The organism is Marinomonas posidonica IVIA-Po-181 (genome assembly GCF_000214215.1).
GTDB classification, from domain to species: domain Bacteria; phylum Pseudomonadota; class Gammaproteobacteria; order Pseudomonadales; family Marinomonadaceae; genus Marinomonas; species Marinomonas posidonica.
Genome location: NC_015559.1, coordinates 1 through 15,458 on the forward strand (window position 1 = coordinate 1; position 15,458 = coordinate 15,458).

12 protein-coding genes are annotated in these 15,458 nt (G+C 44.7%); 5 read left to right on the forward strand and 7 right to left on the reverse strand.

What is annotated here, in order from left to right:
• The first annotated feature begins 170 nt into the window (after window positions 1-170).
• From dnaA to gyrB, 4 genes are all read left to right on the forward strand, one after another.
• A complete protein-coding gene (gene dnaA, locus MAR181_RS00010; protein WP_013794547.1) occupies window positions 171-1,715 on the forward strand; it encodes a chromosomal replication initiator protein DnaA in 1,545 nt (514 codons plus the stop codon).
• Window positions 1,716-1,748: 33 nt separating this feature from the next.
• The gene (dnaN, locus tag MAR181_RS00015; RefSeq protein WP_013794548.1) at window positions 1,749-2,846 is read left to right on the forward strand and encodes a DNA polymerase III subunit beta; all 1,098 of its coding nucleotides are present in this window, start codon (window positions 1,749-1,751) and stop codon (window positions 2,844-2,846) included.
• An 80-nt stretch (window positions 2,847-2,926) separates the two neighbouring features.
• A complete protein-coding gene (gene recF, locus MAR181_RS00020; protein WP_013794549.1) occupies window positions 2,927-4,033 on the forward strand; it encodes a DNA replication/repair protein RecF in 1,107 nt (368 codons plus the stop codon).
• On the forward strand, window positions 4,034-6,457 hold the full coding sequence (gyrB, locus tag MAR181_RS00025; protein ID WP_013794550.1) for a DNA topoisomerase (ATP-hydrolyzing) subunit B: 2,424 nt from the start codon (window positions 4,034-4,036) through the stop codon (window positions 6,455-6,457).
• Between the two features lie 126 nt (window positions 6,458-6,583).
• Here gyrB and MAR181_RS00030 read toward each other — a convergent pair whose 3' ends face one another.
• The 4 genes from MAR181_RS00030 to MAR181_RS00045 form a co-directional block, all read right to left on the reverse strand.
• Window positions 6,584-7,435, reverse strand: a complete 852-nt coding sequence (locus MAR181_RS00030) for an SDR family oxidoreductase (protein ID WP_013794551.1) — start codon at window positions 7,433-7,435, stop codon at window positions 6,584-6,586.
• Between the two features lie 166 nt (window positions 7,436-7,601).
• On the reverse strand, window positions 7,602-8,378 hold the full coding sequence (locus MAR181_RS00035; RefSeq protein WP_013794552.1) for a siderophore ferric iron reductase: 777 nt from the start codon (window positions 8,376-8,378) through the stop codon (window positions 7,602-7,604).
• 15 nt (window positions 8,379-8,393) lie between these two features.
• Window positions 8,394-10,505, reverse strand: a complete 2,112-nt coding sequence (locus MAR181_RS00040; RefSeq protein WP_013794553.1) for a TonB-dependent siderophore receptor — start codon at window positions 10,503-10,505, stop codon at window positions 8,394-8,396.
• A gap of 99 nt (window positions 10,506-10,604) precedes the next feature.
• Window positions 10,605-11,486, reverse strand: coding sequence for an AraC family transcriptional regulator (locus MAR181_RS00045; RefSeq protein ID WP_013794554.1), 882 nt, complete (start codon window positions 11,484-11,486; stop codon window positions 10,605-10,607).
• Window positions 11,487-11,694: 208 nt separating this feature from the next.
• On the opposite strand from MAR181_RS00045, the gene MAR181_RS00050 reads away from it, so the two are divergent.
• The gene (locus MAR181_RS00050; RefSeq protein ID WP_013794555.1) at window positions 11,695-12,819 is read left to right on the forward strand and encodes an MFS transporter; all 1,125 of its coding nucleotides are present in this window, start codon (window positions 11,695-11,697) and stop codon (window positions 12,817-12,819) included.
• Window positions 12,820-12,871: 52 nt separating this feature from the next.
• On the opposite strand, the gene gmhB is transcribed toward MAR181_RS00050, so the two are convergent.
• From gmhB to MAR181_RS00065, 3 genes are read right to left on the reverse strand one after another with little or no spacing between them, the layout of a single operon-like run.
• Window positions 12,872-13,429 carry a D-glycero-beta-D-manno-heptose 1,7-bisphosphate 7-phosphatase gene (gmhB, locus tag MAR181_RS00055; RefSeq protein WP_013794556.1) on the reverse strand — a complete coding sequence of 186 codons (558 nt, stop codon included), beginning with the start codon at window positions 13,427-13,429 and terminating at the stop codon, window positions 12,872-12,874.
• Window positions 13,430-13,466: 37 nt separating this feature from the next.
• Window positions 13,467-13,940, reverse strand: coding sequence for a Cys-tRNA(Pro) deacylase (ybaK, locus tag MAR181_RS00060; protein WP_013794557.1), 474 nt, complete (start codon window positions 13,938-13,940; stop codon window positions 13,467-13,469).
• Window positions 13,941-13,952: 12 nt separating this feature from the next.
• Window positions 13,953-15,401, reverse strand: a complete 1,449-nt coding sequence (locus MAR181_RS00065) for a TrkH family potassium uptake protein (protein WP_013794558.1) — start codon at window positions 15,399-15,401, stop codon at window positions 13,953-13,955.
• Window positions 15,402-15,458: the final 57 nt, after the last annotated feature.

Consider the following 15,458-nt stretch of genomic DNA (forward strand, 5'->3'; position numbering starts at 1 on the left):
TTATGCACATAAAATGATTTTTATCTACCGGTGTGCATAACTATTATTGTTATTAACAAATTCGCGCTCGGCCGCCACCAAGGATTTTTTTATTTAATGTGTGGATAACTCAACTTATCCAAGGTAAAATCCGCTTCTTGTCTGTCACTCAACCAGGGAGTACGTTTACAGTGTCTTTGGAGCATTGGAATCTGTGTCTGCAACGCTTGCAGAGTGAGTTTTCCACATCTCAGTTCAACACTTGGATTCGTCCACTTGAAGCCGAAATGCTCACCGGTGGCGAGCTGTGCTTAAGTGCGCCTAATCGATTTGTGTTGGATTGGGTGAGTAACAAGTATCAAACTCGTATCAAAGAGCTATTATCTGAGTTTGCAGGTGATGATCCCGCGCCAGCGTTAAGCTTGGTGGTTAAATCGCAAGGCTTTGCAACAGCCGCCCCAACACCTCCACCGCCGCCCATTCATCAAAAGCCACCGGTTAATTCGTTTAATACCGAGACCGTGTCTGAATCAGGCTATCGTCCTGGCTTTGGATTAATGGATGAAGAAGACACGCCGCATACAGATTTGGAGTTCGAAGCGCCTTTAACCCTATCGACAGCGGGTTTAAAGGGAGATCCGGAGCCATACGAACAAGGTCAATTGCCACTGACACCGCCAAAGCGCAAGGTGCAAGTCGAAGGCGGTATCAACCACGGCGCTAACCTCAATAATTCCTTTACGTTCGATAACTTTGTTGAAGGTAAGTCGAACCAATTAGCCCATGCAGCGGCTTTGCAAGTTGCTGAAAACCCGGGTGGTGCCTATAACCCATTGTTTATTTACGGTGGTGTGGGACTCGGTAAAACCCACTTAATGCAAGCCGTAGGCACCGAATTAATGCGTCATAACCCTAACGCGAAAGTAGTGTATCTGCATTCTGAGCGGTTTGTGGCGGATATGGTTAAAGCGTTACAACTTAATGCCATTAATGATTTTAAGCGTTACTACCGTTCGGTTGATGCTTTGCTGATTGATGATATTCAATTCTTTGCCGGCAAAGATCGTACACAAGAAGAGTTCTTTCATACTTTTAACGCCTTATTAGAAGGTGGCCAGCAAATGATCCTCACTTGTGATCGCTATCCGAAAGAAATCCAAGGTTTAGAAGATCGATTGAAATCTCGCTTTGGCTGGGGTCTAACGGTTGCTATTGAGCCTCCTGAGTTAGAAACTCGTGTGGCTATCCTGATGCGTAAAGCGGATGAAAGTGGCATCAAGCTTTCTTATGATTCGGCGTTCTTTATTGCTCAGAAAATTCGTTCTAATGTACGTGAATTAGAAGGGGCATTGAAGCGAGTCATTGCCAACTCTCATTTCACTGGTCGAGCGATTACTCCCGATTTTGTTCGTGAGTCATTAAAAGACCTTTTGGCCTTGCAAGACAAGCTAGTGAACATTGATAATATCCAGCGTATCGTAGCGGAATATTATAAAATCAAAATCAGTGATTTATTATCGAAGCGCCGCAGTCGATCTGTGGCACGTCCACGACAAGTGGCCATGTCACTTGCGAAAGAATTAACGAATCACAGCTTGCCGGAAATTGGTGACGCCTTTGGCGGTCGTGACCATACCACGGCGTTGCATGCGATTCGTAAGATTAAAGAGCTACAAGATACGGATTCGGATATCCGTGAAGATTATAAACAATTGATGCGAATTCTGACCACCTAAATGGTCTAAGACTTTGAGTTTACGAGGAAAATAATGAAATTTTCAGTCGTCCGCGAGACACTTCTCAAACCACTTCAACTAGTGGCTGGCGTTGTAGAACGCAAACAAACCATGCCGGTATTAGCCAATGTTTTGGTGGAAGTTAAAGACCAAATATTGACGCTAACGGGCTCCGATTTGGAAGTCGAATTGGTTGGTCATGTACCACTCGATGAGTGCGAAGAAGGTCGCATTACGGTACCTGCTCGTAAGTTGATGGACATTTGTAAAAGTTTGCCAGATAGCGCTGTGATTGAATTCACTTTGGATGAGCAAAAAGCCGTGATTCGTTCTGGACGTTCACGTTTTAGCTTGTCGACCTTGCCAGCAGATGAGTTTCCGAATATCCAAGACATGCAAGGTGACCTGACCGTTGCTATTGCGCAAAACAGTGTTCGTCGTTTGATTGATCGCACCGGTTTTGCCATGGCTAACCAAGATGTTCGTTATTACCTAAATGGCATGTTGTTGGAAGTGGCTGATGGTCAACTACGTGTGGTCGCAACAGATGGTCACCGTTTGGCGACGGCGGTAGAAGACGCTCAAGTTAGTGGTGATCTGACGCAGGTTATTGTGCCGCGCAAAGGTGTCTTGGAGCTCAACCGTTTGTTGAGTGATACTGATGAATTGGTAGAAATTGCCATTGGTACGAACCACATCCGTGCCAAAGTGGCAGATTATGTTTTCACGTCTAAATTAGTGGATGGTAAATTCCCAGATTATCATCGAGTGATTCCACGCAATAATGAAAAAATTGTCATTGCCGATCGTTTGGAATTGCGTCAGGTTTTCCTTCGAGCATCCATTCTTTCCAATGAAAAATATCGTGGTGTGCGTTTGATTTTATCTAACGGCATGTTGCAAGTCTTTGCCAATAACCCAGAGCAAGAAGAAGCCGAAGAGTCGGTTTTGGTTCAATACCAAGGCGACAATATGGAAGTGGGCTTCAATGTTGGTTATTTGTTGGATGTATTAGGTGTGGTTGACTCACAAGAAGTGCGTTTATCCTTAAATGATTCCAACAGCAGTGCCTTGATTGAGGAAGCACAGAGTCATGCCGCACAATATGTTGTGATGCCAATGCGCTTATAATAGCGTATTGATATCTTAGCGTACTCACCCGCTTGCGCCAGCAAGCGGGCCGTTCCTCTCCCGATCAAGGTTTAACGATTATGCCGCTGGTGCGTTTGGACATTTCTCATGTTCGCAACCTTTCTAGTGTGCGCTTTGAACCATCGCCTCAAGTAAATCTCATTGTGGGGAAAAATGGCAGTGGTAAAACCTCGGTTTTAGAAGCCATTCATCTTCTATCCTTTGGTCGATCTTTTCGCAGTCACAAACATAAAACCTACATACAGCATGATAATGAGGCGTGTTTGATCTTTGCTCAACTTGCTCAAGCGGATGGCCGCACCACCCGAGTGGGTTTACAGCGTCAGCGTGATGGACAGATTGATGTGCGTATTCAAGGACAACGAGCGCAATCTGTGATTGAGTTGGCAGAACGTCTGCCGGTGCAATTAATCAACCCAGATGCGTTCCGATTATTAGAGGGTTCCCCAAGTATTAGACGACAATTCATCGACTGGGGAGCGTTCCATTTTGATCATGAATTTATTTCTGCTTGGCGAGGGTGGCAAAAAGCATTAAAACAGCGGAATACCTTGCTCAGACGTGGTAAAATCTCAGCCAGTTTGTTGTCCGCTTTCGATCAAGAATTGATCCGACTGGGAGAGCAAGTCAATCTGTCGAGAAAAGCGTATGTTGAGAAGCTGACGCCGCAATTTCACCGAGTATTATCCCTGTTAACGGATGCGCTCAAAGTGGACCTGCACTTTTTTCAGGGTTGGGATGCGCAAAAGACATTATCAATGGCTGTTGAAGCCGGACGTGAACGAGATATCGAGCTGGGTTACACCCATACTGGCCCGCAGCGCGCCGACTTAAGGGTGAAGACTGCGACGGGAGATGCGTTGGACACGCTGTCACGCGGCCAACAAAAGCTTGTGGTCTCGGCGTTGAAAATTGCCCAAGGGCAATTGTTAATTGATATGGGTCGTCCCCTTGTATTTTTAGTGGACGATTTACCGGCTGAACTCGATAGCCAACATAGACAAAAACTTTGTCAGTTGTTGGAGTCGTTGAACAGTCAAATTTTTATTACCAGTGTTGAGCCTGACACAACGGATTTTACTTGGGCCGACAGCACAGACGTTCGTCAGTTTGTTATGCAGCAAGGCGAGTTGTCATTATTGAGCAAAGGTTTGCAGGAGAGTTAAATGAGTGAAAATAATTATGATTCGTCCAGTATCAAGGTGCTCAAAGGGCTTGATGCCGTTCGTAAACGTCCCGGTATGTATATTGGTGACACGGATGATGGGACAGGTTTACACCACATGGTCTTTGAGGTGGTTGATAACTCCATCGATGAAGCCCTAGCGGGTCATTGTGACACCATTACCGTGCTAATCCACCCAGACGAATCCATTTCGGTTTCGGACAATGGTCGTGGTATTCCTGTCGACATGCACGAAGAAGAAGGCGTTTCCGCGGCCGAAGTCATCATGACAGTATTGCATGCTGGCGGTAAGTTTGACGATAACTCTTACAAGGTTTCAGGTGGTCTACATGGCGTGGGTGTCTCCGTGGTAAACGCCCTATCGGAAAGCCTGACATTAACCATTCGTAAAAACGGCAAAATCTATGAGCAGAATTATGTTCATGGTGTTCCGCAAGCACCACTCGCCATTGTTGGTGATACGGATGGTGCCGGTACAACGGTTCATTTTAAACCTTCTGCAGAAACCTTTAGCAACATTTTATTTGTCTACGATATCCTAGCGAAGCGTTTACGTGAATTATCTTTCTTGAACTCTGGCGTGGCGATTCATTTAAAAGATGAGCGCAGTGGTAAAGATGAGTTTTTCAATTATGAAGGCGGCTTACGTTCTTTCGTAGAGCATTTGAACACCAACAAAACGCCAATCAATGACATTTTCCATTTTATCTGTCAGCGTGATGACCTAGAAGATGGCATCGCGGTGGAAGTGGCATTACAGTGGAATGAAGGCTTTCAGGAAAACATTTACTGTTACACCAACAACATTCCACAACGAGACGGCGGTACTCACCTTGCCGGTTTCCGTGGCGCCTTGACCCGTACCTTGAATAGCTTCATTGAGTCAGAAGGCTTGGCGAAGAAACAAAAAGTGGCGACGACAGGTGATGACTCTCGTGAAGGTTTGACCGCCATTGTGTCGGTGAAAGTGCCTGATCCTAAGTTCTCTTCGCAAACCAAAGACAAGTTAGTGTCTTCGGAAGTGAAAACTGCGGTAGAACAAGAGATGGCGAAACGTTTCGCTGAATACCTGTTAGAGAAACCAAACGAAGCGAAAATCATTGTTAACAAGATGATTGATGCTGCGCGAGCTCGTGAAGCGGCTCGTCGTGCACGTGATATGACGCGACGTAAAGGGGCTCTCGACATCGCTGGTTTGCCTGGCAAGCTGGCTGACTGCCAAGAGAAAGACCCTGCTCTGTCTGAAATCTACCTAGTGGAGGGTGATTCCGCTGGTGGTTCGGCCAAGCAAGGTCGTGATCGTCGTACCCAAGCCATCTTGCCACTAAAAGGTAAGATCTTGAACGTGGAAAAAGCCCGTTTTGATAAGATGTTGTCTTCGGCTGAAGTAGGCACCTTAATCACGGCCTTAGGTTGTGGTATTGGTCGTGATGAATTTAATGCGGACAAACTGCGTTATCACAGCATCGTGATCATGACGGATGCCGACGTGGATGGATCACATATTCGTACCTTGCTACTGACTTTTTTCTTCCGTCAAATGCCTGAAATCATCGAGCGCGGCCACATCTTCATTGCCCAACCACCTTTGTTTAAGATTAAACGTGGTAAGCAAGAGCAGTACATCAAAGATGAAGCGGCGCTTGATCAGCATTTGATTGAAGTGGCGTTAGACGGTGCACATATGCACGTCAATGCTGATGCACCTGGTATCCAAGGTGAGCCACTAGCGAAATTGGTACGTGACTACATTCACATCGAAGAAGACGTTGATCGTTTGGCTCGTGTGTATCCAAAAGATGTTATGGGTAAACTTCTGTACTGCAAAGAGTTGACGCAAGAGCATTTGAAAGACGAAGCCGCTGTGGCCGCTTGGGTGGAAGAGATTCGCCAACAAATGCCTCAAGATGCGCGTACAGGCTTCCGCTTTGACTTTGCTGTTGAGAAAGACGAAGAGCGCAGTCTTTACTTACCTGTCGTGGACATCATGTCTCATGGTGTGTCGAATCGTTATCGTTTTGAAGCTGCGTTCTTTAATTCGCCAGAATACAAACGCATTGTGGCGATGTCAGAAACCATTGCAGAGTTGTTTGGCGAGGAGTCTTACATTCAGCGTGGTGAGCGTCGTCAGCCAGTCACTCAAATTGAAGAGATGAAAGCCTGGTTAATGAAAGAAGCATCCCGTGGCATGACCATCCAACGCTATAAGGGTTTGGGAGAGATGAACCCGGATCAGCTATGGGAAACCACCATGGACCCAGATGCGCGTCGAATGTTACGCGTGACCATCGACGATGCGGTGGCCGCTGACCAGATGTTCACCACCTTGATGGGTGACGAAGTGGAACCACGTCGTAACTTCATTCAAGACAATGCGCTCACGGTCGCTAACTTAGACGTGTAAGCGACATTTGATGCGATGAAAACCCGAAAGGGCTAGACGTTTCGTCTAGCCCTTTTTTGTGTCAAAAAAAGCCCAACCCGCATAAACGGATTGGGCTTGTTGGAGCGTCATGCTATCAACGCACGTCTAAAGAGCGGCTTTAATGCTGTCTACGATAGGCGTAGTTGGACGACCAATTAAAGTGCTTAGATCTTTGCTGTCGCTGTACAGAGCGCCCTTTGAAGCACCTACATCTGAATCTGCAAGGATGCCTGCAAAGCCTTCTGGCAGGCCAGTACCGACTAGGATATTAGTGTACTCTTCGGCTGGAAGGTCTTGGTAAACTACCGTTTTGCCCGTCACTTCACTGATAGCGGCGGCGTATTCCGCAAGAGTGAAAGCTTGGTCACCGGCCAACTCATAGATTTTACCTGCTTGGTTGTCAGCTGTGATGACCACAGCTGCGGCTTCCGCATAGTCTTGACGAGTGGCGGTGGCGTACTTGCCCTCTCCTGCACTGCCTAATACCGCACCATGTTCTAGTGCCATACCAATCGACCCTGTGTAGTTCTCTGAATACCAGCCATTGCGCAGAAGCACGAAAGGCATACCGGATGCGATCAAGGCTTTTTCTGTTTGTATGTGTTCTTCCGCTAAGGCAAGTGGTGACTCTTGAGCTCTCATGATGCTGGTATAGGCCAACAATTCAACACCGGCTTGTTGTGCCGCATGGATGACATTTTTGTGCTGTGGAAAGCGTTGTCCTACTTCACTTGAAGACACTAACATCACGCGTTTAACACCGTCGAACGCGGCGTCTAATGATGCTGGGTCTGAGTAATCGGCTTTGCGCACTACTACACCTTGATCCGCAAGAGCTTGCGCTTTTTCTGGTGAACGAACGGCAGCGACGATTTGATTAGCAGGGGTACCGCGTTTGATTAGGTTGTTAACGATTAGGTTACCAAGTTGACCTGTTGCACCTGTGACTAAGATCATAATGTATCTCCTATAGAGTAGTTGTTTAAACTTGATGAAAAGCAGAATACATCACTAACAAACTTTTAGTAAGTACATACAAAAAGGTAAGTATAAAAATAACCGTTATTTTTCATAAAAAGGTAAAACTTGTTTTATAGTTGAGCCAGAAAGTAAGTGCTTACTTTTATTTTGAGGCTTGTTTTTTCTTATTTGGCTTGTTGTTTTTAGGGCAAGAAGCGCAGAAATTACCTTCTTCTCTACGAAAATGTAAACAACAGGTTTGCCGAACAAACATGGGAGCTTGGCTTGTTTGATCCTCTTGTAATCGCTGTAAGGCTTTGGTGGGTAAGGCTAAAATGTCTGCCCAGAGATGAAATTCTGCTGTTAAATTGAAGCGATTATGATTCTGTTGATCTTGTTGCTGCACATAGCTTTGTAGATACAGCATGGTTTCAATCAGTTGATCAGCCAATAAGGCTTGATAAAGGATAGGACGACCACCCTGCTGGGCAATCAGCTCTGACTGATAGGATTGGAATAACGAATGTAAGCCCTGACCTAGATGTTCAATCAATGCCGCATGTGAGCTTTGGTCGAGCCATTGATCGTCTGCCAGTTGATAACCGCAAACCATTTCCCCCACTTGTTTTTGTTTGATAGTGGCGATGTTACTTGGTACGGCGCGTAAGTGATAAACGCAGATTAGGGCTAAATAAATAGGTTGCCAGCAAAGCAATCCCCAGTTGCGAATACGCCAGTAAGGCGAACCCGTTTTCGGGTGCGCCTTACTGATCGTGTGATGAAGAGAAGCAATGAGTTCTGCTGTGTCAGGCCAAGACTCGGGGGAATCAGCTTGAGTCTTGGCTGTCTCTAAATGATGCATTTGGTTGGGGCGTTGACCATCCAATACGGGAATCAAATGTCGAGCAGTGTGAAATAACTCATCTAGATAAGATGCCATCTAGTTTTAACCTCATTAAAATTCATAACGCCCTGTTAGTTCAAAAGAACGGTCTGCTCCGAACCAGCAGGTTGTTGTGCTGTAGCAACTGAAGTAGGTTTCATCAAGCAGATTTGAAATGGCCAATTGAATACTTGCTCCTTTCCAGTTAGGTGACAGTTGCGCTAGATCATAGCCTACCGAAACATCAACAAGAGTATAGGATGGCATAGTATCCGAATTAGCAGCATCCATTTGCATCTCTCCGACATAACGAATGCCCGCTCCTAAATTTGCTCCAACCAGTTTCCCGGATGCCGGTTTGTAAGACAGCCAAGTACTGAGCTGTTTTTCAGGGATACGAATCGGTGTTGTGCCTTTTAGTCGAGTTTCATCTTTATTAATTTCAACATCCTGTACATTAGCGGCGACTGATAGTTTAATTTCTTCTGTTAGCGCTTTTTGGACTTCCAATTCAATACCACGAGAACGAATTTCGTCTACTTGAGTTTTACTGTAAACATCATCTGGGTCCGTTGTTAGATAATCGTTTTTGGTGATTTCGTAGACAGCCAAGCTGGTATTAAAACCATTTGCGTTGTATTTCAAGCCGGCTTCCCACTGCGAAGACGTTGTTGGGTCGTAGTTTTCTCCTGAATTTCGAGTATCAATGATAGGCTCGAAACTTTGAGAATAACTGATAAAAGGGGATACACCGTTTTCGAATTCATACAATGTGCCTAGACGACCACTAAAATGCGTCTGATCTACGTCTCTAGTTGCTTCAGAACCATAGTTCAAACCACTTTCGTCGTATTTATATTGGTCATACCGACCTCCAGCAATCAAGATTAATTGATCAAAACGCATTTGATCTTGTAGATATAAACCTAATTGCGAGCTTTCGTAGTCATGATCACTATAATCAACAAAAGTTAAGTCATTTGCCGTAAATTGATTGTTATCAGGGTTGTACAAATCAATTGTGGGTACCGCGGTAGCATACTTATATTTAAAGTTTGACTTGGTCTGTAAGTAGTCGACTCCGAAAAGCACATTGTGTTCTACATTCCCTATGTCAAAGACACCAGAAAATTGGTTGTCAATGCTGAAGCTTTCAGATTCTTCATCGGTTATATAAGCGAATCGATTAGCTGTGCGGTTATCTGATTGTAGACCTGTTGCATAAGCCATTTCTTGATAAGACTCTGCAGTGGTAAAACGAGCATTTTGCAAATAGCTCCAAGTGTCATTGATTTTATGGTCAATTTTATAACCTAAAATCAAAAACTCTCTTTCGAATGTATTGAAATCTACATCACCCAAAAACGTATCTGAATCCACTTTCCCATATTCATTATCATAAATGGTCCCTACTCCAGGTAGTACACCAAAAGTCCCCATACTTGGGTCCTTTTGATAGTACATATTGAGATTCACAAGCGTATCTTCACTGACTTTAATGTCTAATGAAGGCGCAATCATAACTCGCTCTTCTGTAGTAGTATCTGCTTGACCATCTTTATCACGGACAAGACCGATTAATCGATAATTAACGGCATCGCTGATGGAACCAGTTGAATCAAATGAAGCTTCTTTTTTATTGTCACTACCTACAGTGACTTCAACAGAGTTTTGGCTAGTGACTTGAGGAGCTTTGCTGATCATATTGACCATACCACCAGGGGGCATGCTGCCATATAAAGTAGAAGCAGGTCCTTTGAATACTTCTATTTGGCTAACAGCACTGGCATCGATTTGAGCTTGTAAATTGTTGCCGTTAGATAGCAAAGGTAAACCGTCGTAGTAAACCAGTGTGTTATCAAAACCACGAATGTTGAATAAATCTAAGCGTGTGATTGAGCCACCGCGAAGCTCACTGTGAACGCCTGCTGTATATCGAACCGCTTCCGATAAGCTTTCTACACCACGCTCTTCAAGTGTTTCTGATTCTATAATACTGATGGCTTGCGGTGTTTCTTCTGCATCCAACTGGGTTTTTGTGGCGGTATTCCGATAGGTTTGGCCCTTCACTTCAAGGGTGCTTAGGTCATTAATATCAATAGTATCTTCAGCGATGGCTTGACCTGTCGCAATGGCGATTGCCAGGGCGATCAAAGTAGGTCGAAATGACTGAGTCGAGTTCATTGTTGCTCCGAGAATAATGTTAGTTATGAGAATGACTCTCATTCTATTGATCTCGTCTTTGGAAAACTTAACGATTTGGTGCAAGTTATAACTCTTGCTCTACTTTCTCGATTCTATGGGAAGCCAATATTCCATATAACTGTTTGGGTCGGCTGGATCATAGTTGGATTGATACATTTCCAGCTCAAAACCAGATACGCCGTTGTAGTCAGAATCTGGTAGCCAATAAAATAGAAACCAACGAACGGCTTCTTCAATGGCCTGAACTTTACCGTGAACGGGTATAACAGCATATTCCTGAGCAGGTACAGTTAGAGTAGGGTAATCTTCGGGCAGCATGGTTTGTTCGAGATAGCTAGCCCAATAGTGTATTTGTTCAGGATGATGGGGACAAAATTTCGTATCAATGACACCAATAGGCTGCCCTTCTAAATTATTTTTAACTAACTCACCGTCGACTTTGCGCCATAATTCTCTGACCTTATATTGAAAGTCCGGTTGATTAGAAAAGGGCCCATAAACCCAGTCGGATTGTGCTTTTAGTTGAAAGGCGCTGCGGTTTTCAATGCGAATCTGGGTAAAGGCTTTGGGGGCTTCCACTCTATGATTGGCTTGTCGATATTGCAAAGGCGTGCGTAAACCTTGGCGTACGCCCCGCTGGCGATAATCTCTTGGTGTGGTGTGGAACATCTGTTTAAAAGCGCGAGAAAAACTGATTTCCGAATCAAACCCACATTGTATCGCAATGTCCAAATGTCGTTGCGGACTGGAAAGAAGCAACTCTGCAGCATGGCTAAGTCTTAGTTCTCGAGTGTATTGGGCCACTGTTAGTCCAGTGGCTTCACCAAAGACACGTTGAAACTGCCAGCGTGACCAACAGCTTTTCTCGGCTAATTCGGCCACATGGATGGTTTCATCTAAATGGTCATGGATATAGTCGAGTACCTTTTCAATGCGATTCAACTTGTCTTGGTTTGTCATATGGGCATCTGGCACAACATTAAATAATAACTATTATCATCTAATTGAGAGGCGCTGCCAATGATCTATCCTCAGCTACCAATGAGTTTTGAAAAGCCCTAGGATTTAATCAGCTTGCATGATTAAATCCAGCAGATTGTGAACAACAATAATCTTCTGTGAGTCATTGAATAGACTGACGTATCAATATGTTTTTGGATGAACTGCGATGAAAGAACTTCCCCGTACAAGCTTATATTGCGCTATGTTCATAGCGATTGGTGCGGTTTCTGGTTTACTGGGACCAAGCTTAATTTACTTAGCGGATCTCATTGATGCCAGTGTGACTGAAATTTCTGTGGTGTTTACCGCTAGGGCCATTGGCAATATTCTTGGCGCTTTGTTAGCGGGCCGCATGTACGATCGCTGGCAAGGACATCATTATATTGTGTTGATGCTGACCATTATGATTATGGCGTTGCTGTTTGTCCCCTTCTCCACTAGTTTAACCATGTTAGTGGTCTTGTTCTTCCTGCTGGGTGCGACAGAAGTCTCTGCCAACGCGGGTGGCAACATGATGATGCTGTGGTTGCATAAAGAAAAAGTGGGCTCATATGTCACTGTGCTGCATTTATGCCATAGTGCGGGTTCTATGTTGGCGCCTTTGATTTTGGTGTTTTCTGGATGGTTAGGACAAGGTTACGGTGCTGGATATTGGTTAGTGGCCATCTACGCTGTCTTTTTGCCTTTATTGTTGTGGCGTCAACCGAGCCCCACGTTTGAAGCAAGAGCGCAAGAGGTCGTGCCTGAGACTAAACAAAAGGCGACCTTTATTGCCTTTGTGACCGTGATATTCCTGTATGTTGGCTTCGAAATTACCATTGCTGGTTGGATCAGTACTTATGCCGTGTTATCCGGTGTTGAGCAAAATACGGCAGCGATTTTAGTGACCTGGTTCTTTGTTAGCCTATCACTTGGACGCTTAGTATCTGTGCCGTTATTAAGATTTATTACGCCTCAACAAGGGGTAAATTTCTTATTGTTCGTTAGTTTTTCCGCGGTTTTGGTAATGTTGTTAACGCAAGCTTCATTGGTATTGGTGGCTTTATGGCTCGGTTTAGGTTGTTCTGCTTTCTTTCCCATGGTGTTTTCGTATGCGAATAGCATCATGGCTTTAAATGGTAAACGAACAGCGATGGTGTTTGTTTGCTGTGGTTTAGGAGCGTTAGTAGCACCCACTCTAACGGGGCCGATTATTGAACTGTTTGGGGTGTCGGCATTTCCCTATTTATTGGCTTGTTTAGCGATTTTGATATCATTGAGTTGGTTCCGTTTGTCAAACATGACCAGATGATTTTTTTAGAACAGAGAGTATGTGATTACTTACATACTCTCTGTTGTTTTGGCTATTGATACTTGTGCAATAATGCAATACTAAAGGCCGCTAAGTCGGTATAGACTTCAAAAGCAAATGGGATGTCTTTGTACTGGGTTTGTCGGCCTTTGCCAGTGAGCACCAATACGGTTTTACAACCTCTGGCCTGACCCGCTTCTAAATCTCGCAAAGCGTCCCCTACCATGATAGCTGGCGTGCTATCGAAGCTGACGCCCAACTGCGTTTCTATCTTCTCTATCATGCCGCTTTTAGGCTTACGGCACCGACAGTTGTCGTCAGGTCCATGAGGACAATATTCAATGCCTTGAATGGTCCCACCTTCTGCTGCGACTAATGTCATCATCTTATCGTGCATGGCTTTTAGAGTCGCTTCATCATAATAGCCACGAGCAATACCAGATTGATTGGTAACGACAAACACTTTGAAGCCTGCTTTTGACAAAGCTGCGATGGACTTGATGCTACCTGGAATCGGTAGCCATTCCTCGACGGATTTTACATAAGCATCAGAATCTTGGTTTATCACCCCATCTCTGTCTAATAGGATGATGGGCTTGGTTTGAGTCATAACGAGTCTCTTTTATGATCAATTAATGGTTCTAAGTTCAGTGAGGTTGAGCAATGTTAGCAAAGTTTGTTTGACGGCATTGTTTGGCGAGATCGTTTGGGGCAATACCTATGTCCAAGCCTCTTTGGCCACCGCTGACATAGATAATGGGAAGGTTTTTTGCTGTCTCATCAATACAGGTGATTAACGCTTTCTTTTGGCCAATAGGGCTAATGCCACCCACCAGATATCCCGTTAATCGTTCCGCTTCTTTTACTTCGGCCATCTGCAGCTTTTTAACACCGAAGGCGGTGGCGGCTCGTTTCAGGTTAAGTTGTCCGGTGACGGGTACAATGGCAACGAAGAACTGCTTCTCATCTGTGACCAATAAAGTTTTAAACACCTCCTGTGGATTGAGGTTTAACTTAATGGCCGCTTCTACACCAAAGTTCTCACAGTGCGCGTCGTGTTCGTATTCATGCAGCGTAAAAGCAATTTTACGCTGTTTTAACTGGTTAATTGCTGGGGTCATCTGCTTAAGCCCTTATTTTTGCCAGAACATAGGGGTAAACAGAACCAATAAGGTAAAGACCTCTAAGCGTCCTAATAGCATGGAAAAACACAACATCCATTTAGCTGGGTCGCCTATGCTGGTGAAGCTGCTGGCCACTTCCCCTAATCCCGGGCCTAGGTTGTTTAGTGTTGCTGCTACCGCCGACCAAGCCGTCACTTGATCCAATCCTGTTGCCATAAGCCCTATCATCAAAATAACATAGACCAAGAGATAGGCTGAGAAGAAGCCCCAAACCGCGGAGACCACACGTTCTTGTACGGCTTTTCCACCGACTTTAACTGGAATGACGGCATTAGGATGAATCAAGCGTTGAATTTCACGTATTCCTTGCTTGAGTATCAATAGAATACGAATGACCTTCATACCACCACCGGTTGAGCTGGCACAGCCACCGACAAAGGAGGTAACAATCAATAAGAAGGGTAAAAAGTGAGGCCACGCTGAAAAGTCAGACGTACCAAATCCTGATGTGGTGGCAATGGATACACTTTCAAAAACGGCATATCGCAAGGATGTTGTCCAATCAAATGTCGCTGTCATGGCCAGAACCAGTGTTGACAAGATAACTGTACAACTGAGGATCAGTAGAAAGAAACGCGCTTCTGGGTCTTTAAAGTAATGCCAAACGCTTTTATGTCGCCATGCATAAAAGTGCAATGCGAAGTTAAAGGCTGACACTATCATGAAGAAGGTACATATCATCTCAATGGCGACACTATTGAAATACCCTATGCTGTCATCATGAGTCGAGAAGCCCCCAATGGCTACAGTGGAGAAGCTATGACAAATGGCATCAAACAAACTCATGCCAGCAATCCAATACCCTAAGGCACACACAGACGTTAAAGTGGCATAAATATACCAAAGGGCTTTTGCTGTCTCGGCGATACGTGGTGTGAGCTTAGTGTCTTTTACTGGACCTGGAGTTTCCGCTCGATATAACTGCATACCACCAATGCCTAGCATTGGCATGATGGCCACAGCCAGCACGATGATACCCATACCACCCAACCAAGTTAGCAACTGACGATAAAACAGAATGGATTTGGGCAGAACATCTATGCCAGTAAGAATGGTCGCTCCTGTGGTAGTGAGTCCTGAAATGGATTCGAATAACGCATCGGTAAAGGTTAAATCAGGGGTTTCGGCAAGGAAAAAAGGTACAGATCCGAATAGGCCTAGAACAGACCAAAATAACACGGTGACTAGAAAACCATCACGTATCTTGAGCTCGCCCCGTTCTTTTCTAACTGGAAACCAAAGTAAAAAACCACCCACTAGATTGACGCCCAGCGCATATAAGAAAGCCATCAATACGCCATCAGAATAGATTAGCGAGACGATAATAGGTGGAATCAGTGACACACTGAAAACCATAACCAATAAACCAATAACGCGTAGGATGACCTTAAAATGCATATCTTTGTCCTAATCTCTGGCGTCTTTATGCGTTGCCAGACAACGGCTGAATGTTAT